Below are 23,376 nucleotides of genomic sequence, written 5' to 3'. Positions count from 1 at the left end.
TCATCGCCGACTGGTCAGGAACTCGGTGCTCTTGGCGATGGCGAACCCCCACGCCTGGGAGAGCTTCGGCTTGGGCGGCAGCGCGATCTCGTCGGGGTTCGTCACCACGTCCAGCAGGACCGGGCCGGGCCGGCCGAAGGCCCAGGCGACCGCCTCGTCGACCTCGTCGGGGTCGACGACGCGGCGGCTCTCCAGACCCATGGCGGCCGCGACCGCGGCCAGGTCGGGGTTGTCGAGCTCGGTGCCGAACTCCGGGAGCCCCCCTTGCTCCTGCTCCAGCTTGACCATGCCCAGCCGCCCGTTGTCGAAGACCACGAAGCGCACGGGCAGGTCGTAGGTCACTGCGGTGCGGAGGTCGCCGAGCAGCATCATCAGTCCGCCGTCACCGCAGAACGCCGTCACCGGGCGGCTCCGGTCCAGCGCCTGCGCGCCCAGTGCCTGGGGCATGGCGTTGGCCATCGAGCCGAGGTTGTAGGAGCCCAGCAGCCGGCGCCGGCCGCGCAGCGTCACGAAGCGGGCCAGCCAGACGGTGGACATGCCGGTGTCGCTGGTGAAGATCGTGTCGTCGGCGGCGTGGCGGTCGACCGCGGCCGCCACGACCTCCGGCCGGATCCGCTCGTCGGGGTTGTCGAAGACGGCGCGGACCTTGCCGACCAGGGTCTCGTCGTGGTCGGGGTCGACCAGCCGAGCCTGCTCGCTGCGCCAGGCGGCGTACTCGGTGGTGCACTTCTCCAGGTGCGACCGGTCCTCCCGCGCCGTCAGCATCGGCAGCAGCTCAGCGAGCGTGGCCTTCGCATCGCCGACGAGCGGCAGGTCGACCGGCGCCCGGCGGCCGACGTGGCCGCCGTCGAGGTCGAGCTGGAGGATGGTCGCGTCGGTGGGCAGGAAGTCCCGGTAGGGGAAGTCGGTGCCGATCATGAACAGCACGTCGCACCCGTCGAAGGCGGTCGCGGTCGCCGGGTTGCCGATCAGCCCGGACTGCCCGATCTCGAACGGGTTGTCGTCCTCGAGGCCCTCCTTGGCCTTGAGGGTCAGCACCATCGGCGCCGCCAGCCGGTCGGCGAGCGCGAGCACCTCCTCGCGGGCGTCGCGGGCACCGCAGCCGACCAGCAGCGTCACCGTCGGGTCCCCCTCGGTGAGCGCCGCCGCGGCCGCGGCCACCTGGTCGTGACCGGCCGCGGGCGCCGCGGTCGGGGTCACGAAGCGGGCCGGCTGCGAGCGCTTCGGCAGCTCCAGGTCGCCGACGTCGCCGGGCAGCGTCAGCACCGCGACGCCGCGATGGGCGTACGCCGCGTTGACCGCCTGCTCGAGCACGTGCGGCAGCTGCTCGGCCGAGGTGAGGGTCTGGGCGAAGACCGCCACGTCGGCGAAGAGCTTGTCGTTGTCGACCTCCTGGAAGTAGTCCGTGCCGATCTCCGCCGACGGCACCTGACCGGCGATGGCGAGCACGGGAGCGTGCGACTTCTTCGCGTCGTACAGACCGTTGAGCAGGTGGATCGAGCCCGGCCCGACGGTGCCCATGCAGACGCCGAGGGTGCCGGTGAGCTGAGCCTGGGCGCCCGCGGCGAAGGCCGCAGCCTCCTCGTGGCGCACCCCGATCCACTCCATGCCGTCCTGGCGTCGGATGGCGTCGGTGACCGGGTTGAGCGCGTCGCCCACCACGCCCCACACCTGGGTGACGCCACCCTCCGCGAGCGCCTCGATGATCGACTCGGCGACGGTGGTCATGCGCTCCTCCTGCTGGTACGACGGCCGGCGGCGCGCCACTCCGGGTGGAAGGTGTCCGCGCTGGCCAGTGCCCAGTCGGCGGCCCAGTCCTCCGGTGGCTCGGCCAGCAGCTCTCCCGGCTCCAGCCACTCGAACAGCTCGGCATAGGACCGGTGCTCGGACACCGACACGTTGCGCCGCAACATGGTGGCCTCGAGGTCGGCGGGGTCGGCGACCCCCATCGCGGCCATCAGCTTCACCGCCTCGGCGACGGTGCCCTCCTGGTAGCGCCGGGCCCGGTCGGCCTTGTCGTCGACATCGAGCGCCCGCTGCCGCCGGGCGCTCTGGGTGGCGACCCCGACCGGGCAGGTGTCGGTGTGGCAGCGCTTGGCCTGGATGCACCCGACCGCCATCATCATCGAGCGCGCCGAGTTGGTGTAGTCGGCACCCTGGATCAGCCGCTTGACCACGTCGCTGCCGGTGGCGACCTTGCCGCTGGCGCCGATCCGGACCCGGTCACGCAGGCCCGCGCCGACGAGGGCGTTGTGCAGCGTCATCAGGCCGTAGGTCAGCGGCATGCCCATGTGGTCCTCGAACTCCAGGGGCGCCGCCCCGGTGCCGCCCTCCGACCCGTCCACGATGATGAAGTCGGGGGTGGAGCCGACCTCCAGCATCGCCTTGCAGATCGCCAGCACGTCGACACGGCTGCCGACGCAGAGCTTGAAGCCGGCCGGCTTGCCGCCCGCGAGCTCGCGCATCCGGGCGATGAACTCCACCAGCTCGGTGGGGGTCGAGAAGACCCGGTGGGACGGCGGGCTGACGCACTTCTCGCCCTGCGGCACCTCACGGATCTCGGCGATCTCCTTCGAGACCTTGGCCGCCGGCAGCACCCCACCGATGCCGGGCTTGGCCCCCTGGCTGAGCTTGAGCGAGACCATCTTCACCGCGTCGTTCGCGGACTTGTCCCCGAACTCGGCAGCGTCGAAGTCGCCGTCCTTGTTCCGCGTCGAGAAGTAGCCGGTGCCGATCTCCCAGACCAGGTCGCCGCCGTGCTCGAGGTGGTACGGCGACAGGCCGCCCTCGCCGGTGTCGTGGGCGAAGCCGCCCATCGCAGCCCCCTTGTTGAGGGCCCGGATCGCGTTGGCGGACAGCGCCCCGAAGCTCATCGCCGACACGTTGACCAGCGACATGGAGTAGGGCCGGGCGCAGTCGGGACCGCCGATCGTCACCCGCGGCGGCTCGGAGGGCTCGGGCACCGGAGCGGTCGAGTGGACCAGCCACTCCTGGCCCACCTCGTTGACCTCCAGCTCGGTGCCGAACGGCTGTTCCTCGAGGGTGCCCTTCGCGCGTTCGTAGATGATCGAGCGGGTGTCCCGGTCGAAGGGACGGCCGTCCCAGTCGCGCTCGATGAAGTACTGCTGCAGCTCGGGGCGGAGGTCCTCGAGCAGGTAGCGCAGATGGCCGACCACCGGATAGTTGCGCAGGACCGAGTGTCTGCGCTGGAGGAGGTCACGGACGGCGAGGGCGGCCAGGGACCCGCCGACGGCGGCGGTGATGCTCGCGGCGGACGGGCGCCTCATGACAGGGCGGGAGATGTCGGCATGGACTTCACACTGTCAGCCGTACCCGAAGGCACGCTGAGATCACCCTGAGGTGGTCGTCAGCTCTCAGCGCCTCCTCAGCGGCCGCCGGGCCCACCTCGAGGAGGAGGCCGGGTCGCTCAGGAGGTCAGCCAGGACAGCAGCGTGGCCTGCACCTCGGAGTCGCCGAAGAACGAGCAGTGGTCGATCCCGCGCTCGGCGTCGAGCACCAGCCGCTGCTCGACCGGGACGCCGGCGGCGCGGGGCACGTCCCAGCAGCCGCCGGTCGGCACCACGAGGTCGTTGGCCTGGGCGAAGACCAGGTCGGTGGCGCCGTTGCGGGCCACCCGGGTGAGCGGCGACCCGTGCGGAGGGTCGTAGTCGGCGGCGACCGCACGGACGTCGGCCGCGAGCGCGGGACGGGCGTTGAGCTCCTTGAGGTAGGAGCCCGTGGGGTCCATCGAGGTGAGCCCGTCGAGCCCACCGACCGCGCCGACGGCGAGCTGCTTGAGCACGGTGAGCACCACCGCGAGGGTGTCGCCGACGCCCGCCGACGGCACGAACTGGGCGAGGTCGGTGACCCGGTCGAGCAGGTCGGAGAGGTGGTGCCGGTCGGCCAGCACGGTGCCGCCGTTGGGCGAGGCGACCATCACCAGCCGGCGTACGTCGACCACGCCGGAGGCGGCCAGCTCGCGGCCGACCAGACCTCCGCGGGAGTGGGTCACCACGTCGACCTCGAGCTCCAGGCCGTCGGGGAGCAGCCCGGCGAGCTGGTCGACGTTGGCGCGGGGCGAGGCCGACACCGAGGGATGGTCGAGGGCCACCACCCGGCCCTGGTAGTGATCGTGCAGGGCGGTGACGGTCGCGGCGGGCAGCCCGCCGAACGCGCCGTGCGCGGTGGAGAAGGTGCCGTGCACCAGCAGCAGCCCGCGGCCCTCGCCGAGCCGGCTCCAGTCGGCCGCACCGAACGCCGGCGCCTCGGCGCCGCGATAGCCGTCAGGTGTCATCCAGCGCATCCGGACCGGCCGGTGCTTGGCCTCCCAGCGGCTGGCGAAGAAGTCGCCCACCTTGCCCAGCACCGGGTCGACCAGCGGGAAGACCAGCACCTTGAGGACCTTGGTGCCGGCCGCGCCGAGCACGCCGCGGTCGCCGCCCTCGGTCGGCCCGAGGGCGGGGACGACGGCGCGGGGCACCCGATAGGTACGCCGCTCGCCTCCGCGGGTCGGGACGGTGTCGGGCGCGATGTCGTCGGGGAGGTGCCAGGACAGCGAGCCGTCCTCGGCGGCGTAGAGCAGCACCTGCCCGTTGCCGACGCCGGGCGCCGGCACCTCGAGCACGATGTCGTCGAGCCCGCCGCTGGCCCGGGTGCCGCTCCCGGCCTGCAGCTCCGCCTGCTGCGAGACGACGACCGACAGCTGCTCCTGCATGGACGCCTCGTCGAGCGCCGCCAGCAGGTCGGCGGTGGCCTGCTCGGCGCCGCGCATCCCCGCGGAGCCGGCCGGGTGGACCTCGACCTGGCCGGTGAGGCCGGGCGTGGTGATGACGACGTCGCCGACGGCGACGGGGATCCCTCGGGTCGCAGCGTCTCGGCCATGGTGTCCTCCTGCCGGGCGGGCGGGTCGGGTGGAACGGGTGGGTCAGGGGGCGGACTCGCGGGTCAGCCGCAACCGCGGGTGCCCGAAGACCTGGTAGGCGACCAGGGTGGGGTGCTGGCCGTCGGTTCCGGCCCGCACCGCCTCCTCGGTGTACGACGCCCGCACGGCGCGCATCGCCTCGGCGGCCGGGACCGGCCGGTCCGCGGTCAGGGTGGCGGCGTAGAACGCCCGCGCCACCGCGGCCGCGACGTCGTCCTTCACGTTCCAGAGCGGGGCGACGACGCCGGCGGCGCCGATGCGGAGCAGCGTGGACGCGAAGCCGCCGTAGTCGCCGAGCACCCGCTCGTCGGTGCCGACCTGGCAGGCGTTGAGGAACACGAACGGCCCCACTCGAGCTCGCCGTTCTCCAGCGTCGTCGGCGACAGGAACTGCGCCGTCGCACCGCCGGTCGGGCTCTTGGCCAGCAGCACCAGACCCTCCTGGTCGCCCTGGGCGTCGTACTGGCCGTGCAGGGCGACGTGCAGCACGTCGCCCGCCGGCGTGCCGCGGAACAGGTCGACGGCCTGCCACAGGTCGGGCTCGAGCCGGGCGGCGGGCGGGTCGAAGAGGGCGGCGACCTCGTCGGCCTCGGCCATCGCGCTCTCCAGGCGACCCCAGCCGGGGACGCCCTCGTAGTCGGCGGTGAGGACGGCGCCGCTGCGCACCGCCACGCTGCAGCGCGGGTGCGGCCGCGGCTTGTGCTCCGACAGCGGCCATCGCGAGACGGCGACGTGCGCCCCGAGGAACGGCGACGACCCACCCCAGGCGTCTGCCAGCGGCGGGTCGAAGGTCCCCAGCTCCCAGGGCACGCTGAGCTCCTCGGTGAGCAGCAGCACGGCCGGCGCCGTGGTCCGCCCGGGCTGGGCGGCCAGCCTGCGGACGGCGTCCTGGATGCCGGCCGGGATGGCCCGGCCGATCCGCTTGGCCCTCCCGGCCAGGTCGAGGTAGTCCTTGGCCGGGCTGGTGGAGAACTGGACGGCCCGGCGGGTCTCGGTGGCGAAGGCGGCCACGTCGTCCTCGAGGGTCGAGGAGCTGGGCAGGTCGGGCACCGAGACGGCCGGGTCGGCGGCGTAGGCCGTCCACACGAAGGTCGTCGAGCCCTGCTCGGCACGGCACACCGAGACCACCAGGTCGGGCGGCTCGTCCTCGAGCAGCGGCTCGAGGTCGAGCAGCTCCGCCTCGCGGCTGACCGGCGCCGGGGCGCCGGCCACGTCATCGGCCTCGTCGACGGCCACCAGGCTGCGCCAGGCCACCCCCACGACCTGACCGGCCCGCAGCAGCTGCATGCCCACCCGACGCTGCGGCGCGAGATCCTCGCCGTAGCGCGCCGTGCAGGTGAAGGTCGCCGTCGGGAACGGGTCGCCGTCGCTGACCGTGAGCCGGGTGCGGGCGGCGCCGTCGACCGAGATCGACGCCGGGTCGAAGAGCAGCACCAGCTCCACCTCGACCGTCTCGCCGACGGCGAAGACGGGACCGGGCGCGGCCACCAGGGCACGGTCGCGGCGCGCCTGCAGGCCGGCCACCAGTCGGAAGGGCCGGTCGACCACGACGACCTCGGGGCGGCCGGAGTCGGTCTCGATGTCGAGCCGGGGATAGGTCTGGCGGGTCTCCGGCTCGGCGCCGCGGAAGACGGGCGCCTCGGCGGTGGGCAGGGGCGCCGGCACCGGCTGGGCCGGGGGGACGGGTGGCGCCTCGGCCTGCTTCGTCGCCGAGCGACGGCGCCACGGCAGCCGCAGCCGCGGTCCGGCCGGGGCCGGCGGAGGGGCCATCGGCGCGCCGTAGCCGTCCCCCGGCCGGGCCGCGGGTGGTGCCGGTGCTGCCGGGGACGATGCTGCCGGGGAAGGGACAGGCGGTGACGGGGCAGCCGGTGACGTGGCAGCCGGTGAAGAGACCGCCGGGGAGGGCGGGGGCGCGGGCGGCGCAGCCGCAGGCGGAGGCGGCTCGGCCCCGGCGGAGTCGGGCGGCACCGGGACCGCCGGCCGGCGCTCGACGGTGGTCGCGGGCTCGTCCCACTCCGGCGGCGTGGGACGCCGGCCCTCGGCGTCGGGCCACCACTGGTAGGGCGCGAAGCCGAGCACCCGGCGTACGGTCGCGACGCCCTCGATCACCGGCACCACCGCCGACAGCCCGGCACCAGCATGGCCCACCACCTCGGCCAGGCCGCGCAGCAGCTGGAGCTCGCTGGTGCGGGCGGCCGCCTGCACCAGCGCGTCGCGGGCCGGCAACCCCGGGGCGACCGCCGCGGCGGTGCGCACCAGCAGGGGCACCGGCAGTCGCTGTGGGGGGACCGCGACCGCCACCCGCGCCAGCACGTCGTAGCGTGCCGCCGACACCAGCCCGGTGACCACCGCCGCGGCGGCGTCCGGCGACAGGGCGGCGAGGTCGTCGACCGCGGCGTCGGAGCCGCGCGCCAGTGCGGCCGCGGCGGCGCGGGCCCGGTCGGCCTGGGCGTCGGAGAAGTCGGGCTCGGGGGCATAGCGGAAGCCGGCGACCTGGTCGGCCTCGGGTCGGGTCAACGCGTCGGCGATGAGCAGCGAGGCGGCGTCGCGCCGGTCGCGCACCGCGTCGGACACCCCTGGACGATCGTCGCTCTGCGCGAGCAGCAGGGCCAGCACGACGACGAGGCGCTCACGGACCGCGGGGTCCCGGCAGGGCGCGACCGTCTCGGCCAGGGAGAGCCAGGCGTCAACGGAGCTCATGGCGCACCTCCCGAGGGTGAGGAGCCGGCTGCGGCCCGAGGGATACACCCGAGCCGGTGACCAGAGTATCTTCGATCGAGGTCCGGGCTCCTCTCGGAAAAGAGCCCACCACAGAGGATCGCAACGATGGCACCCAGGCGCTATCTCAACTTCGACCTCCTGCTCGACCAGGAGGGCGAGGGGAGCTACCAGGCGCTGGTGACCGGATCTCCGCTCGGAGAGACGCCCAGCGTCAGGTTCCGGCTGCCGTTCGACGCGACGACGTTGGAGAACCTCCTCCTCAAGCTCGACCCCGGACGCTCCGGCACCCGCCGGGTCGGCGCGTCCCCGCAGCAGCAGGCGGCGATGGACTTCGGAGGGCCGCTGTTCGAGGCCATCTTCAGCAACGAGCTGCTGCTGGCCTGGAGCCGCAGTCAGGACGAGGCCCGCGAGCAGGGCGACGGGCTGCGACTCCGGCTCCGGCTCAACGACGCACCGGCGATCGCGGGCCTGCCCTGGGAGCTGCTCTACGACGAGCGGGTGAACGCCTTCATCGCGCAGTCCGAGCGCACCCCCGTCGTCCGGTTCCTCGACCTGCCCAGCCCTCCCCGGCCGATCTCCGTCGACGGTCCGCTGCGGGTGCTGGTGGTGATCTCCTCGCCCACCGACCTGGAGGAGCTCGACGTCGAGGCCGAATGGGGCCGGATCCAGGAGGCGCTCGCTCCGAGGCTCGACGACCGCGTGGTCCAGATCGACCGGCTGCCGGAGGCCACCCTGACCGAGCTGGGCCGCTGGCTGCGCCGGCACCCCACCCACGTCATCCACTTCGTCGGTCACGGCGACTTCGACGAGCGGCTCGGCGAGGGCGTCATCTACTTCCAGGACTCCCGCGGCCGGAGCAAGGCCGTCACATCCTCCGTGCTCGGACCGTTCCTGCGCGACCACGACCCGCTGCGGATGGTCGTCCTCAACGCCTGTCGGTCCGCCCGCACCGACATGCGGGACCCCTTCGGCGGGATGGCCCAGGGGCTGGTGCAGCAGGACGCCACGGCGGTCATCGCGATGCAGTTCCCGATCAGCGACCGCGCCGCGGTCGCGTTCACGGGGGCGTTCTACGGCGCGCTCGTCGACGGGCTGCCCGTGGACCAGGCCTCCAGCAGCGCGCGCAAGGCGCTGCTCGCCGACTTCGCCGACGAGTGGGCGACCCCGGTGCTCTTCCTGCGCGCTCCCGACGGCGACATCTTCCGGCAGGTGCACGCGCCGGAGGACGACGACGCGACGCAGGTCGACGCGCCGCCCGTCGACGCGCCCACCGTCGTCGAGCCCACCCAGCCCGAGCCGACGCAGCCCGAGCCGGCGCGGACCTGAGGCGGCGCGGACTCGGGGGCCGCGGAGGACACCCGAGCCACACCGCTGGACGAGGACGACGTCCCCGCCGGCCGGCCGCCGCGCGGGTTCACCTACGTGCACCCCGTCCCACCGACCGCACCGCCGAAGCAGCCACCGCCGGCCCGGCCCCCGGCCTCGCCGACCCGGCCGTCGACACCGCCGGCCGGCAGCGCCCCCGTCGCCGCTGCGACTGCGGCCGCCGGCACCGAGCAACGCCCGCGCCCCACTGCCACCCCACCGCCGGCGAAGCCCTCCGGGCCGCGGGTCGACCCGCGGCTCCTCGGCGCCGCGGCCGGCGGGGTCCTCCTGGTGGTGCTGGCCACCGTGGCCCTGTTCTGGTTCACCCACCGTGGCGGCGGAGGCGACACCGGCGACGAGGGTGGCGGTGCCGACACGACCGCCACGTCGCTGCCGACGTCCGACCCGCTCACCGACTCCCAGCTGCTGGTCGCCGCCGGCGTCGACCAGAACCACCAGCACCTCTGGCTGCTCGACGCCGACGACCCGGAGACGGCGATCCAGGTGACCCGGGGCAGCACCCGCGAGTGGATCCCCGCGCTCAGCCCCGACCGGCGTACGGTCCTGTTCGCCCGCCTGGCCTCCGGTGACAAGACACCGCAGCTGATGGTCGCCGGGGCGGCGGACGGCAGCGGCGCCCGGCCGTTCTTCCCCGAGGGACCTCCCGAGGAGTGCGCCGGCAAGGTGCTCCGCCCGGCCTGGTTCGCCGACGGCCACGGGCTGGTGCTGCCGTGCACCGATCGCGGCGGACGAGCGCACCTGGTGGTGGTCGACCTCGACGGCCGGCTGACCGACCGTCTGGACCCCACGCCCGAGGTGGGCGCGCTGGCCACGATCGGGGACCCGACGCTGAGCTCGGACGGATCGACGGTCGTGGTCTGGGCGAACGCCGACGCACCCGCGGCGGGCGGGTCGCTCTACCGCGTCGACGTCGAGTCCGGCGGGTGGGCCCTGGTTCGCGCCGGCACCGGCGAGGAGTACAGCGACGCCGTCTTCTCCGAGGACGGCCAGCTGCTCGCCTTCCGTCGCGACGTCGGTGCCGGCAACTACCAGGTCGTCGTCGCCCGGGTCGACGAGTCGGCCGGCGACGGGTCCGGGCTCGGCGACGACACCGTGGTCGCCGACGACCCCGGCAAGGACCAGGACCCGATGTTCTCCCCCGACAGCAGCGAGGTCGTCTACGGTCACGTCAACCCCGAGGAGAACACCCTCGCCGAGGAGCTCCGCGTGGTCGGCGTCGACGGCGGTGCTGCCCGCACGCTGCCACCACCACCCGGGCTGGACTACCTCTCGGTGCCGGCCTGGTCGCGTCGGTGACCGCGGCGCTGCGAATTCACTGGCTGACTCGCCCTTCAGTTGCGCAATCGCGCGCCGAGGCGGTTGACTTCATTCGGATTCCGCAGCTCTCCAGGAGGCTCGCATGACCGACCTCGCCAGCGCCCCGACCTGGCCCGCCCACGACCCCGGCACCCGCCGCTGGCTCCCCGACCACTCCCGGCCGGTCGACCACGCCCGCGTGGAGCAGCTGCTGGCGGCCGAGTGGGAGCGGTTCACCTCGACCACCGGCGCCTCCGGCGAGCACAACGCCCGCGCCAGCCGGACCCTCCCGTTGGGCGTGACGTCGTCGTTCCAGCACTGGGAGCCCTACCCGATCTCGATCCAGTCCGCGGAGGGCGCCTGGCTCACCGACGTCGACGGCCACCGGCTGCTCGACCTGTCGATGGGCTTCGGAGCGATGCTGGTCGGCCACCTCAACCCGGTGGTCGTCGAGCACGTGGAGAGGGCCCTGAAGGAGACCGGCACGCTGTTCGTGACGCCGTCGCCGCAGGCCACCGACATGAGCGAGCGGTTCTGCCGACGGTTCGGGCTGGACATGATCCGGTTCACCAACTCCGGAACCGAGTCGCTGATGTACGCCATCCGCGCGGCCCGCGCCTACACCCAGCGCAAGGCGATCGTGAAGATCGAGGGCGGCTACCACGGCGGCTACGACGCTCTCCAGGTGTCGGTGAAGCCGGCGCTGGAGGACATCGGGCCCGCGGACGCACCGATCGGCGACGTGCCCTTCGACGTCGAGGCCGGCACCGTGCACGTGGTGGCCTACAACGACCTCGGCATGCTCGAGAAGGTGCTCGCCGAGCACGGCTCCGAGGTCGCCGCGATGGTGGTCGAGCCGGTGATCGAGAACCTCGCGATCGTGCTGCCCGACGAGGGCTACCTGGCCGGCTGCCGAGCACTGTGCGACGAGTACGGCGTGGTGCTGGTCTTCGACGAGGTGAAGACGGGCCTGACCGCCGGACCGGCCGGCGCGGCCCAGCGGCTCGGCGTACAGCCCGACCTGATCACCCTGGCCAAGTCGATCGGTGGCGGGCTGCCGCTCGCGGCGTTCGGTGGCAAGCGCGAGGTGATGGAGGTCGTGGTCGACGGCCGGATGGCCCACTTCGGCACCTACAACGGCAACCCGCTGGTGATGGCCGCGGCCGCCGCGGTCGACGAGATCTGCACGCCGGAGGCGCTCGACACGGCCGAGGCGATCAACGTGCGGGCGATGGAGGCGATCGACGCCGCGATCGCGGAGTACGAGCTGCCCGCCCACACCGTGGGGCTCGGCGTGAAGGGTTGCGTGACCTGGTCGACCACGCCGGTGCGCAACTACCGCGACTACAAGGCCACCGACTTCGCCGTCGCCGAGCTGTCCTGGCTGTGGGGCGTCAACCGCGGCATCCTCACCCCGCCCGGACTCGACGAGCAGTGGCTGGTCTCGCTGGCCCACACCGACGACGACATGGGCCACCTGGTCTCCGACTTCACCGAGCTGGCGCGCGCGCTGCGGGGGTAGGGGTGTGGGCACTTCACCGCCCCCGAGCGCCGCGGCTCAGCGCCAGCGCAGCTCGCCGGCCCGGACGGGGACGCTCACGACGTTGCCGGCGATCGGCGCCGGGCACGTGGCGAAGTCGGTGAACGCACACCACATGTTGAGGGCGCGGTTGAAGTCGAGGACGACCTCACCCGAGCCGGGCTCCGGCGGGTCGAAGTGCAGCTGCCGCCAGGTCTCGGTCTCCTCGCCGTTGGTGGGGTCGCGGAACTCCACGCCCCAGCCGTACTTCCCCTTGGTCACGGCCAGCCGCTGCTCCTCGCCGCCGGCGGTGAACCTCACCTCGCCGAAGGGATGCATCACCTGGCGCAGCTCGGGGCGGATCGTGTCGACCTCGACGTCGCGCGCCGCGTCGTACGCCGTGAAGGTGGCGGGGAGCCGCCACGCGGGGTCGTAGGGGTACGTCGGCACGCCGCCGAACGCCTCCCTCTCCGGCGAGGTGGCGGCGCGCACCCGGACGGCGAGCCTCCCGCCGCGGCGGAGCAGCTCGACCCGGACGTCGCCGCGGTCGACCCAGGGGACGCGGGCATACTCGTCGACGGCCAGGGTGCTGGTGCCGTCGACCGGGTGGTCGTCGCGGGTCAGGCCGTCGGCCGGCGTGGCCTCGAGGTGGGCCCGGGCCTGGTCGCCGTCGGCCCACCAGCGGCCGGGGAGCCCGGCCAGCTCGGCGGGCTGGTCGTCGAGCCAGTGGAAGCCACGCAGGGTGAGCCAGCCGTACGGCTCGGTCAGCTCCGCCTCGCGGGCCATGCGGAAGTCTCGGAAGTCCTCGGGCCAGTCGTCCACGGCGTCAGCCTAGGTCTTCGGCATCGTGCCGCCGAGCGAGGTGATTGTGCGGAAAGTGCAGTCCCAGGACGTGAAATCGCGACGTTTGTGCCCAAACGTCGCCACTCGGCGACTCACGCCTGCGGCACCCCCCGCCGCCGGAAGGCCCAGAAGCCCACCACGCCGAGGAGCAGCGCCAACACAGACAGCGTCACCAGGTCGACCACCGCGACGGACCCGACCGGCGGGTTGCCGACATGGGTGGTGGGGGCGAGGTCCATCACCGCGGAACGGAAGTTCAGCCCCGGGCCCAGGAAGGCGATGAAGGCCACCGCGGCATAGCCCGCCCAGGCGATCGGGAACCAGCGCGGGCGCAGGCCGTAGACCGCCAGCGCCAGCCCGGCCAGGACCAGCTCCGCCGGCAGGTAGGCCAGTCCCGAGCCGATGATCTGGCCGGTATCGGCGCCGTCACCGAGCGACAACGCGGCGGTGCCGGCGAAGACCAGCGTCGAGCCGCCGACGACCAGCGCGAGCCCGAGCAGGACGACGCCAGCGTGCGCGGCCAGCCAGCGGCCGCGCGACAGGGTGCCGGCGAGCCGGGTCTCGAGCCGCCCGTCCGCCTCCTCCCCGCGAAGCACGCCGACGGCCTGGACGACGTAGCCGGTCGCGATCACCGCGAGGTAGAGCTGGGTCATCGCGATCACCGCGAGCACGGGGTCCTGGCCGGTGGTCCCGAGCGCCTCCCCCATGGCCGGGTTGCCCTCGATGGCGTCGACCAGCTGGCGGCTGAGCGCCCCGAGCATCGTGGTGAGCAGGACCCCACCCGCCAGCCAGCCGAGCATGGTGGGGCGGTGGATCCACGCGGCCAGCCCGAAGGTACGCCGAAGCCCGGGCCGTGCGGTGGCCGGGCCGGGGCCCAACGCCACCAGGGCACTGCCGAGGTCACGACGCGCGGCCAGCCGCACCGCGACCAGCGAGAGGAGCCCGACGACGACCAGCGGGATGAGCAGCACCCACCAGCGTTGGCCGGCGAAGGGGGCGGTCTTCTCCTGCCAGCCGAGCGGCGACAGCCAGGTCCACCAGGTCTCGGTGACGTCGCCGACCCCGCGCAGCACATAGGAGAGCGCCAGCACGATCAGGCTGCCGGCATAGACCCCGCGCGAGTGCAGGGTGAGCTGGGCCAGCACCGCCGCGAGCCCCGCGAACACCAGGGCCAGGGCGCCCAGCGCGACGGCGTACAACACCGACCCGGACACCGGCACCCCCACCGCGATCAGGGCGAGCGCGAACAGCAACGAGGTGGCGGCGATGGCCGCGGCCGCGACCAGGAGCGCGGAGACGACCGGGTCGCGACGGGAGATCCGACCGGCGAGCAGCGCCTCGAGTCGTCCCGACTCCTCCTCGCGGCGGGTGGAGCCGGCGACCAGGCTGATGCCGAGCAGCGGCATCAGGAACGACGCGAGGAAGCCGAACTCGTCCTGGATCACCCCGCCCAGCGAGTTGATCCCCTCGACGTGACCGTTGATCGCCTTCAGCGCGTTGCCCGCGGTGACGGCATCGGCATAGCTCTGGATCTTCGCGGGGGTGTCGTAGAGGCCGGCGACGGCGGCCGCGGTGAAGGCCATCGTCGCCGCCAGCCCGAGGCTCCAGATCAGGATGCCTCTGCGGCGCGTGCGCCAGACGATGCGCAGCATGGTCCCGAGGCCGGAGTACGACGACGGCCCGGGCCCGGCGCGATGCTCGGCGCTCATCGTGCGGCCTCGGGCTCGGCGGCCTCCGACTCGTCGAGGGTGACGCCGTAGGTCCGCAGGAACAGGGCGTCGAGGCTGGGCGGGGTGACCGTGAGGGTCTGGATCCGCGCGGCGTGCAGTCGCCCGACGACGTCGTCGAGGTCGTCGGCGGCCACGGTGAACCGGGAGTCGACACGTCCGTCGAGCCGCTCGGTCGCCACGTCCTCGAGCCCCGCGAGCGTGTCCAGGCTCGGCGGCGCGTCGGTGACCGCATGGACATGCGTGCGCGTGTGCCGGCGGAGCTCGGCCAGCGTGCCCGTGGTGACCCGCTGACCGCGGCGGATGATGCTCACCCGATCGGCCAGCGCCTCGACCTCGGCCATGATGTGGGAGGAGAGCAGGATCGTGGCACCGGCATCGCGGCGCTCGCGGATGCACTCCTGGAAGGCCTGCTCCATCAGCGGGTCGAGTCCCGAGGTCGGCTCGTCGAGGATGAGCAGCTCGGCCTCGGCCGCCAGCGCGGCCACCAGCGCGACCTTCTGCCGGTTGCCCTTGGAGTAGTCGCGCACCCGCTTCGTCGGGTCGAGGTCGAACCTCTCGACCAGCTCGTCTCGCCGCTTCTCGTCGACCGCGCCGTGCGTCGACCCGAGGATGTCCAGGCACTGCCCGCCGGTGAGGCCGGGCCACAACGCGACGTCTCCGGCGACGTAGGCCAGCCGCGCGTGCAGCCGCGCCGCCTCGCGCCACGGGTCCTCGCCGAACAGCTCGACACGGCCGCCCGTCGCGCGGAGCAGGCCCAGCAGGATGCGGATCGTCGTGGACTTGCCGGCGCCGTTCGGGCCGAGGAACCCGTGGACCTCGCCCCGCGTCACGCTGAGGTCGAGGCCGTCGAGCGCGTGGAAGTCGCCGAAGGCCTTGACCAGCCCCGCGGCATGGATCACGGGAGTGTCCGAGCGATGGTCGGTCGGGCGGTCTGTCATGAGGTGGCCTCCTCGGCCTCGTCGGGGAGCGCGAACGCGCCGTTCATGTAGACGGCGGACGCATCGCGCGCCCACCGGTCGAGGCCCTCGGGGGACATCGGGTCGATGCCCAGGACCTCGGTGATCTGGGATCGGAGCAGGACCATGGCCAGGTCGTTGACCAACAGGAACGCCGCCCGCACGTCGAGGTCCTCGGTCGGGGTGGTCGCCCCCCGCTCGGCCATCACGTCGAGCAGCTGCCGGGTGGCGCGGAACCAGGTCACGAACAGGGTCGAGCCGGCCGGGTCGCCGGTGAGCAACAGTCGGCGGAGGTAGGCCGGCAGCGGCGAGTCGGCCGGGAACGCGGTCGCGAACAGCTCGGCCAACGACGCGGTCCGCTCCCCCGTCAGCACGGCGAGCAGGTCGTCGTGGTCCATCTCGAACAGCGCGTCGAAGGCCCGGGCGGCGTACTCGTCGACCGCGGCGCGGAGCCCGTCCTTGCTCCCGAAGTGGTGGACCAGGAGGGCCGGCGACACCCCCGCCGCCGCCGCGATCTCGCGCATCGTCACCGCATCGGCTCCCCGCTCGGCGAACAGCCGCAACGCGGTGTTGCGGATGGTGGCCCGGGCGGTGAGGTCGCCCTCGTCTGCTGAACTCACGTTCAGAAGACTAAACATGTGTTTAGTCAGTCGTCAACTCGGGACTGGTGGGGGATGTCTACTGGTGCGTACGACGAGGTCTACCGGTGCGTACGGAGCGCCCGACGCGTCGTACGCACCAGTAGCCGAGGACGCCCCGGGGCTGCGGCGCGGCGCCTCCGCGAGACCCATCGATTGGGCACAAACGACACGGATTTCGCGCCCTATTGCGACGTTGTGGGCCAAACGTCGCCCTCAGCGACCCGAGTCACCCCAGTCGCCCGGGCCGGCCACGTTTGTGCAGAAACTGCAGGCGCGTGTCGCGATGTGCTGACGTTTGTGCCACAACGTCAACACCCGGCGCCGGCTACTCCCCGGCGTACGCCCGGGCGACGTAGCGGACGAAGTCATAGACGCCGTCCTCGGCGGGGGCCATCGGCCCGGGCACGTAGCCCGGGGTGGACATGCCTCGCTGGACCGACTCACAGGCCGCCCAGTCCTGACGGTTGGTGAGGTCCCAGAAGTCCACGGCGTACGCCGGGTCGAAGCCGGCGCGCTCGGCGACCTGCCGCGGGAACGCCCACGAGCAGCGGATCCGGGTCTTCCCCGGAGCGAGCGGCGTCAGCAGGTGCGTCATCACGTAGTCGGGGTGCAGGGAGAGGAGCATGTTGGGCAGCAGCGCGAGGTACATCACCGTCCGCTGCTCGCGCTCGTCGAGCTTGGCCATCACGATGCCGTCGCTGTGTCCGTCGAGAGACATGGTCGCGGCGAAGTCGCGCAGGTCCATGTCGCCGCCCATCCAGTCGCCCTGGGGGTCGATGTTGTCGCCGGACTCGGGCGGGCTCACCACACACAGCTCGGGGTGGATCGACGAGCAGTGGTAGCACTCCTGGTAGTTCTCGACCACGACCTTCCAGTTGGCCGCGACGTCGTACTCGTGGGTCTCCACGGTGACCAGTTCCTGGCCCTCGTAGTTGGCCAGGATCGCGTCGAGCCCCTGCACATGCTCCTCGAAGGTCTTGCTCGAGCCGCGGTCGGCGAACAGCCAGCCGTGCCACTCGCGCACGTCGACGGGGTGCAGCGGGTAGTCGGCGGGGTCGAAGCTCTCGGCCTCCTTGTGGCCGGGCGCGCCGATCAGCTCGCCGGTGAGCCGGTAGGCCCAGGCGTGGTAGGGACAGACGATCGCCCGCGCCTCGGCGGTGGCGTCGCAGGCGAGCAGCTCGTGGCCGCGATGCCGGCAGGCGTTCTCGAAGCCGCGCAGCTCCAGGTCGTCGCCGCGGGTCACCAGCACGCCGCTGCTGCCCAGCCCGAAGGCCTTCATCTGTCGCGGCTTGCCGATCTCCTCGCTGCGGCCGAGCGCCACCCAGCCGGCGAACAGATGCTCGCGCTCCCAGGCGAGGACGGCCTCGTCGAGGTAGGCACCGACGGGCAGCATCCTGCTCTGTCCGAAGGGCTTCAGGGCGTCAGCGAGCTGGTTCTGGTCGACCGGGGCGGGTTTGAACACCCATTCAGGATAGGAGCCCAGGTACGCCGTGTCGAGCGTCGGGAGGTCTCCTCCGAGGAGCGAGATTGCAGAAATCCGGCCCGAAATGGACGAAATGGCTCCTCGGAGGCGCCCACCGGACGCGCCGAGCAGAGCCGCCCGCGACGGTCCGCGGTCACCCCACGAACGCGTCGACGCCCTGGTCCGACTCCCCGCGGGTCATCCGCCGCCACGCGAGGTAGCCGAGGGCCACGGCGACCAGCGAGGCGACCAGCACGATCGTGGCGGCCGCGTTGAGCGCGGGGGTGGGTGCGGCGCGCGCGGTGTTGTAGATCTTCACCGAGACCGGCTCGGTGGTGGACCCGCCCGAGAGGTAGCGCGCCAGCACGAAGTCGTCGATCACGTCGGCGAAGACCAGCACCGCGGAGGCGATCACGGCGGGGGTGATCATCGGCAGCAGCACTCGCCGGACCGCGCCGAGCGGCGAGGCGCCGAGGTCGATCGCCGCCTGTTCGTACTGCCGGCCGATGGTGAGCAGTCGCGCTCTGACGATGATCACGGGATAGGACACCTGGAAGGTGATCAACCCGATCACCTGCCCCACCGTGCCCAGCTGCACCGGCGTCCACGCCTGGATCGTGGTCGCGACGAACAGCAGCGCGACGGCCAGCAGCACCTCGGGCAGCACGAAGCTCAGCAGCACCAGGAAGTTCGACGAGGCCGGCAGCGGGCCCCGCCACCGGTCGAGGCCGAGCGCCAGCATCGTCCCCAGCGGCACGGTCAGCACGGTGACGATCACCCCGAGCCGGAAGGTGTGCAGCACCGCCTGCTGCAGGGCCGGGTCGGACCAGACCGACCGCAGCGGGTCACCGGCGTACCACTGCAGCGAGAAGCCCTGCCAGTTGGTGCGCGAACGGCCGGCGTTGAAGGAGAACAGCACGGCGATCAGCACCGGCGCCAGCGACCAGAAGAGGTAGAGGCCGGTGATCGTCGCCAGCCAGGGGGCGGTACGCCGGCGCTTGCGGGCGCGCGGCGCGGCGGGCGAGCTCATGAGCGCAGCCCCTCTCCCTCACGGGCGACCCGGACGTAGATCGCCATCGGCACCAGCGAGACGAGCAGCACCAGCAGCACGAAGGCGGCCGCCTGCCCGGTCTGCCCCGGGGTGAGCACGGCCGCGTTGATGAGGTTGCCGACCATGGAGGTCTTCGGGTTGCCCGAGAGCAGGTCGGAGGTGAAGTAGTCGCCCAGCATCGGCAGGCAGGTCAGGATGATCGCGGTGATCACCGCGGGCAGCGACATCCGCCAGGTGACCCGCCGCCAGGTCTGGAACCGGCTGGCCCCGAGGTCGCGACCGGCCTCGAGCAAGGAGTCGGGGATCCGGTCGAGGCCGGCGTAGAGCGGCAGGATCATGTAGGGGACGTAGCCGTAGACCAGCCCCATGATCACCACCGCCGAGTGCCCGTTGAGCCAGTCGACCTGGGTGTCCCACACGCCGCCGAGGGTGATCACCTTGTTGACCAGCCCGTCGTTCTGCAGCAGGTTGACCCAGGCCAGCATCCGCATCATGTAGGAGATCCAGAACGGCGCGATCAGGGCGGCCAGCAGCAGCCCGCGCCGGCGGTCGGCGATCCTTGCCGCGTAGTAGGCGACCGGGTAGGCGATCAGCAGGCACAGCACGCTGGCCACGCCGACGTAGACGGCGGTGCGGACCAGCGCCGGCTGGAAGATGGCGTCCTGGCCGACCAGCCGGGTGAGCACGTAGGTGAACTGGCTGCTGTCCCAGTCCAGCGGGTTCCACACCGGGATCGGCCGGCGCAGGATCGGGTCGATGGTGCCGAAGAGGATCGCCAGCACGACGTACATCGGGGCGACCAGGAAGGCCAGCAGCCACAGGCTGCCCGGCGCCGCCAGCGCCCGCCAGAGCCAGGAGTCGGACCGTCGCCTGCGCCGCTGGCGGACGGCGGTCGCCGGGTCGCCCACCGCCGCGGAGAGCCGGGCGCCGGCGTCCCTGACGGCCTCGTCCTCGCTGCCACCCGGTGGCGGCGCCTCAGGCACCGGCCTTGAACTCCTGCCAGACCGCCAGCCACTTCTGCTCGACCTCGATCGGCATGCCCAGGAGCCGGTCGCCCACGTCGAAGTACTCCGGTAGGACCGTGGCCTCCTTGAGGTTCTCGGGCAGGAAGCCGTCCTGGACCATCTGCTCGGGGTTGATCGACTGCTGCGGCGGCTGGTAGCCGGTGAAGCCGAAGTTCTGGATCGACACCTTCTCGTCGAGGAGGTAGTTGAGCCAGTAGTGCGCCGCCACCGGGTTCTTGCCCTGCGCCAGCACCAGCATCAGGTCGTTGTCGACCTGGCCCTTGCCGTCGGGCGGGAACCAGTAGCGCAGGATGTCGGGCTTCTTCCCCTTGGGCAGGTAGTAGACGGCGTTGACCGCGTCGCCCGACCACATCTGGCACAGCCCCATCTGGCCGGCCGGCAGGTCGTTGTACATCGTGATGGTGACCTTGGGGTCGGTCGCCTGCGCGAGGTCGGCCATCTGGGTGCGCATCAGCTCGATGTCCTTGTCGGACTCGGTGTTGATGTCGTGGATGCCGTTGCGCTGCAGCACCATCGCCATCATGGTGTGCCAGTCGTCGATGACCGCCGTCTTGCCGGCGTACTGGCTGTCCCACAGCGAGTCGTAGGGGTTGTCGAGCGTGGCGATGTCGTCGGGCACCAGGTCGGTGTTCCAGCCGATGCCGGTCGTGTAGGTGGTGTAGGGGACGGAGTAGTGCCAGCCCTGGTCGTAGAACGGGTCGGTGAACTGGTCCCAGCAGTTGCTGATGTTGGGGATGTAGTCCTGGTTGAGCGGCAGCACCAGCCCGGACTGGACGAGCTTCGCGATCTGGTCGTACGACGGGTAGTAGACGTCGTACTCGAGCGAGCCGGAGGCCAGCTTGCTGATGGCCTCCTCGGTGTCGTTGAACGTCGACAGCTCGACCTTGACCCCGAACTCCTTGGTGAAGTTCTTCATCACCCGGGGAGAGAGGTAGTCGGCGTAGTTGTAGATCTTGAGGGTGCTGCCCGGCTCGGGTTTGAGGCCGGACTCGATGATGAGGCTCTCGTCGACGGGCCAGCTGATCGGGCTCGACGGGCTCGCGATCTTGAGCTGGGTCCCCCCTCCTCCCGAGCCACTCGAGCCGCCCGACCCACCGTTGCTGCCGCACGCGGCGAGGAGCGTGCCGGTCGCGGCGGTGGCGAGACCGGCTTGGAGGACGGAGCGCCGAGAGAACTGCGGTTGACGTCGGGGTGACACCATCTGGCTTCCCTTCGCTGACGGTCCGGTCAGAGTTACACGGACTGAATGACCAGTCAACGACGGTCGGGCCCGGGGGTCGGATTCGTTACCTCCGCGAACCCCGGCGACCCGTGGACCCGGGCGCTCGTCCTGGACTGAACGCTCATTCAATGGTTCACTGCCGGGCATGGACCTGGATGCCTTCATCGAGGAGCAGTCCGAGATCTTCCTGCAGCGGCAGCCCGCGTCGGCCGCGATGATCGAGCGCTCGGCGCGCGTGCTCGCCGGCGGGGCGACGTCGAACTGGCAGATCGCGGACCCCCAGGCGGTGTGGATCAGCCACGGCTGGGGGCCGCATCTCTACGACGTCGACGGGACGTCGTACTCCGACTTCCACGGCGGGTACGGCGTCGGGCTGGCCGGGCACGCCCACCCGGCGATCGTCCGTGCGGTGCAGGACCGGGTGACCAAGGGGACGCACTTCGCGCAGCCCACCGAGGACGCCATCATCGTGGCCGAGGAGCTGCAGCGCCGCTGGGGGCTGCCGCTGTGGCGGTTCGCCAACTCCGGCACCGAGGCGACCATGGACGTCATCCACCTGATGCGCGCGACCACCGGCCGGATGCGGATCATCAAGGTGGAGGGCTGCTACCACGGGCACCACGACTCGGTGGAGGTCTCCGTGATGCCGGAGGCCGGGGACATCGGGCCCGCCGAGCGGCCGCACAGCGTGAGCGAGGGAGCGGCCTACCCCGCGGCGATCGTCGACCTGGTCGACATCGTGCCGTTCAACGACCTCGACGCGGTGCGCCGGGTGCTGGAGGAGCGACGCGGTGAGGTCGCCGGGATGATCCTCGAGCCGATCATGATGAACGCCGGCATCATCCACCCGCTGCCGGGCTACCTCGCCGGCCTCAAGGAGCTGCTGCACGAGCACGACGCCCTGCTCGGCTTCGACGAGGTGAAGACCGGGCTGACGGTCGGGCCCGGAGGCGTGACCGCACTCTCCGGCGTCACCCCCGATCTGGTGGCGCTGGCGAAGGCCATCGGCGGCGGTGTCTCGACGGCGGCGGTCGGCGGCACCGAGGAGCTGATGGGCCGGATCGCCGACGGCACCTACGAACAGGTCGGCACGTTCAACGGCAACCCGCTGGCGATGGCCGCGGCCAAGGCGATGCTGACCGAGGTGGCCACGCCCGAGGCCTACGAGCACCTCGACCGGCTCACCGCCCGGATCCGCGCCGGCATCGAGGAGGTCATCGCCGAGCGCGACCTGCCGTGGCACGTCGTGACCGCCGGCGCGAAGGGCTGTGTCGCCTTCCGCAAGGAGCCGATCCACAACTTCCGCGACTTCCTGGGCGTCGACTCGCGACTCGGCGAGGCGCACTGGCTGGTCCAGCACAACGGTGGGGTTTTCCTCCCGCCATGGGGCAAGATCGAGCAGTGGCTGATCTCCGTGCAACACACCGACGCCGATATCGACCGCTTCGTGGCCAACGTGGCGACGTTGGCCGACGCGGTGGGCCGGTGAGCCGTTGACCGGCCCGGTGGCGGCCGCCGGGGGCGCGGTCAGCCTGCAGGGACTGGTCAAGGAGTACGACGACGTCCGCGCCGTCGACGGGCTGTCGCTGGAGATCGGGGCGGGCGAGTTCTTCTCGCTGCTGGGCGAGTCGGGATGCGGCAAGACCACGACGCTGCGGATGATCGCCGGCTTCGAGGAGCCCACCGAGGGCGAGATCCTGCTCGACGGCACCGATCTGACCTCGGTGGCGGCCCACAAGCGCCCGGTCAACACGGTGTTCCAGTCCTATGCGCTGTTCCCGTTCATGACGGTGGCGGAGAACGTCGCGTTCGGTCTGCGCTACCAGAAGGCCGGGCGTGGCGAGCAGTCCTCGCGGGTCAACGCCGCGCTGGAGCTGGTCGAGCTCGAGAAGCTGGCGAAACGCAAGCCGCACCAGCTCTCCGGCGGCCAGCAGCAGCGGGTCGCGCTCGCGCGGGCACTCGTGCTCGAGCCGCGGGTGCTGCTGCTCGACGAGCCGCTGGGCGCGCTGGACGCGCGGCTGCGCAAGGCGCTGCAGCGCGAGCTCCGCGCCCTGCACGACCGGGTCGGCACCACCTTCATCTACGTCACCCACGACCAGGAGGAGGCGCTGACCATGAGCGACCGGCTCGCGGTCATCGTCGACGGCCGGGTGGAGCAGGTCGGCACGCCGTCGGAGGTCTACGCCGAGCCGGCCAGCGCCTACGTCGCCACGTTCCTCGGCCAGGCCACGCTGTTCGACGCGGTCCCGGCCGGGGCCGGCCCGGAGCCCGGGCTGGCGGCCTACCGCGTCGGCGAGCAGACCCTGCACGTCGACGGCCCCCCGGCCACGGGCGACCCGGTGCGGCTGATGGTGCGCCCCGAGCGGGTCGAGCTCGCGCCCGCGTCGGCCCCGCTGGAGGGGGTCAACGTGTTCCCCGCCACCGTCGAGTCGATGACCTACCAGGGGGCGCAGACCTCGGTGCGGGTCGCGGCCGCCGGTCTGCGCGTCGAGGCCGAGGTGGCCAACATGCACGGCTCCGCCCCCGACTGGCTGGTCGCCGGCGGCCCGGTGTGCCTGCGGATCTCCTCCACCGCGCTGCGGGTGCTGGACCGCTGACCCGCGA

18 protein-coding genes are annotated in these 23,376 nt (G+C 72.4%); 5 read left to right on the top strand and 13 right to left on the bottom strand.

Annotated elements, in window-relative coordinates; genetic code table 11:
- The 5 genes from R2740_RS13315 to R2740_RS13295 form a co-directional block, all read right to left on the bottom strand.
- A complete protein-coding gene (locus R2740_RS13315) occupies window positions 1-1,728 on the bottom strand; it encodes a thiamine pyrophosphate-dependent enzyme (RefSeq protein WP_371303171.1) in 1,728 nt (575 codons plus the stop codon).
- Window positions 1,725-3,287 (bottom strand): FMN-binding glutamate synthase family protein, encoded by a 1,563-nt coding sequence (locus R2740_RS13310; RefSeq protein WP_371303170.1) that lies wholly within the window; start codon window positions 3,285-3,287, stop codon window positions 1,725-1,727. Before R2740_RS13310 ends, R2740_RS13315 begins: the two co-directional genes overlap by 4 nt.
- Before the next feature lie 140 nt (window positions 3,288-3,427).
- The gene (locus R2740_RS13305) at window positions 3,428-4,771 is read right to left on the bottom strand and encodes an esterase/lipase family protein (RefSeq protein ID WP_371303169.1); all 1,344 of its coding nucleotides are present in this window, start codon (window positions 4,769-4,771) and stop codon (window positions 3,428-3,430) included.
- A gap of 153 nt (window positions 4,772-4,924) precedes the next feature.
- Window positions 4,925-5,221 carry a CHAT domain-containing protein gene (locus R2740_RS13300; protein ID WP_371303168.1) on the bottom strand — a complete coding sequence of 99 codons (297 nt, stop codon included), beginning with the start codon at window positions 5,219-5,221 and terminating at the stop codon, window positions 4,925-4,927.
- The gene (locus R2740_RS13295) at window positions 5,140-7,620 is read right to left on the bottom strand and encodes a hypothetical protein (RefSeq protein WP_371303167.1); all 2,481 of its coding nucleotides are present in this window, start codon (window positions 7,618-7,620) and stop codon (window positions 5,140-5,142) included. The genes R2740_RS13300 and R2740_RS13295 overlap by 82 nt, the downstream gene beginning before the upstream one ends.
- A 126-nt stretch (window positions 7,621-7,746) precedes the next feature.
- On the opposite strand from R2740_RS13295, the gene R2740_RS13290 reads away from it, so the two are divergent.
- The 3 genes from R2740_RS13290 (at window position 7,747) to R2740_RS13280 (ending at window position 11,845) form a co-directional block, all read left to right on the top strand.
- The gene (locus R2740_RS13290; RefSeq protein ID WP_371303166.1) at window positions 7,747-8,967 is read left to right on the top strand and encodes a CHAT domain-containing protein; all 1,221 of its coding nucleotides are present in this window, start codon (window positions 7,747-7,749) and stop codon (window positions 8,965-8,967) included.
- Between the two features lie 330 nt (window positions 8,968-9,297).
- Window positions 9,298-10,323, top strand: a complete 1,026-nt coding sequence (locus R2740_RS13285) for a TolB family protein (protein ID WP_371303165.1) — start codon at window positions 9,298-9,300, stop codon at window positions 10,321-10,323.
- Between the two features lie 103 nt (window positions 10,324-10,426).
- Window positions 10,427-11,845 (top strand): aspartate aminotransferase family protein, encoded by a 1,419-nt coding sequence (locus R2740_RS13280; RefSeq protein WP_371303164.1) that lies wholly within the window; start codon window positions 10,427-10,429, stop codon window positions 11,843-11,845.
- 36 nt (window positions 11,846-11,881) lie between these two features.
- On the opposite strand, the gene R2740_RS13275 is transcribed toward R2740_RS13280, so the two are convergent.
- The 8 genes from R2740_RS13275 to R2740_RS13240 form a co-directional block, all read right to left on the bottom strand.
- Window positions 11,882-12,664, bottom strand: a complete 783-nt coding sequence (locus R2740_RS13275) for a DUF1684 domain-containing protein (RefSeq protein WP_371303163.1) — start codon at window positions 12,662-12,664, stop codon at window positions 11,882-11,884.
- A gap of 113 nt (window positions 12,665-12,777) precedes the next feature.
- The gene (locus tag R2740_RS13270; protein WP_371303162.1) at window positions 12,778-14,394 is read right to left on the bottom strand and encodes an ABC transporter permease; all 1,617 of its coding nucleotides are present in this window, start codon (window positions 14,392-14,394) and stop codon (window positions 12,778-12,780) included.
- Window positions 14,391-15,353: an ATP-binding cassette domain-containing protein gene (locus R2740_RS13265; protein WP_371303161.1), complete on the bottom strand. Its 963-nt coding sequence runs from the start codon at window positions 15,351-15,353 to the stop codon at window positions 14,391-14,393. Before R2740_RS13265 ends, R2740_RS13270 begins: the two co-directional genes overlap by 4 nt.
- Complete coding sequence (locus R2740_RS13260) at window positions 15,350-15,991, bottom strand: helix-turn-helix domain-containing protein (protein WP_371303160.1); 642 nt, start codon at window positions 15,989-15,991, stop codon at window positions 15,350-15,352. The genes R2740_RS13265 and R2740_RS13260 overlap by 4 nt, the downstream gene beginning before the upstream one ends.
- Before the next feature lie 346 nt (window positions 15,992-16,337).
- Window positions 16,338-17,474 (bottom strand): aromatic ring-hydroxylating dioxygenase subunit alpha, encoded by a 1,137-nt coding sequence (locus R2740_RS13255; protein ID WP_371303159.1) that lies wholly within the window; start codon window positions 17,472-17,474, stop codon window positions 16,338-16,340.
- Between the two features lie 154 nt (window positions 17,475-17,628).
- Complete coding sequence (locus tag R2740_RS13250; protein ID WP_371303158.1) at window positions 17,629-18,504, bottom strand: ABC transporter permease; 876 nt, start codon at window positions 18,502-18,504, stop codon at window positions 17,629-17,631.
- A complete protein-coding gene (locus R2740_RS13245) occupies window positions 18,501-19,508 on the bottom strand; it encodes an ABC transporter permease (RefSeq protein WP_371303157.1) in 1,008 nt (335 codons plus the stop codon). Before R2740_RS13245 ends, R2740_RS13250 begins: the two co-directional genes overlap by 4 nt.
- Window positions 19,501-20,751 carry a spermidine/putrescine ABC transporter substrate-binding protein gene (locus R2740_RS13240; RefSeq protein WP_371303156.1) on the bottom strand — a complete coding sequence of 417 codons (1,251 nt, stop codon included), beginning with the start codon at window positions 20,749-20,751 and terminating at the stop codon, window positions 19,501-19,503. The genes R2740_RS13245 and R2740_RS13240 overlap by 8 nt, the downstream gene beginning before the upstream one ends.
- A gap of 166 nt (window positions 20,752-20,917) precedes the next feature.
- Between R2740_RS13240 and R2740_RS13235 the strand changes: the two genes are divergently transcribed.
- Complete coding sequence (locus R2740_RS13235) at window positions 20,918-22,261, top strand: aspartate aminotransferase family protein (RefSeq protein ID WP_371303155.1); 1,344 nt, start codon at window positions 20,918-20,920, stop codon at window positions 22,259-22,261.
- Window positions 22,262-22,277: 16 nt separating this feature from the next.
- Window positions 22,278-23,369: an ABC transporter ATP-binding protein gene (locus R2740_RS13230; protein WP_371303154.1), complete on the top strand. Its 1,092-nt coding sequence runs from the start codon at window positions 22,278-22,280 to the stop codon at window positions 23,367-23,369.
- The last annotated feature ends 7 nt before the right edge of the window (window positions 23,370-23,376 follow it).

The sequence above is a fragment of the Nocardioides sp. genome (assembly GCF_041393715.1).
Classification (GTDB): Bacteria; Actinomycetota; Actinomycetes; order Propionibacteriales; family Nocardioidaceae; genus Nocardioides.
The sequence above is the reverse complement of the archived record's forward strand: the minus strand, read 5'-3'. Positions and strand labels throughout refer to the sequence as shown.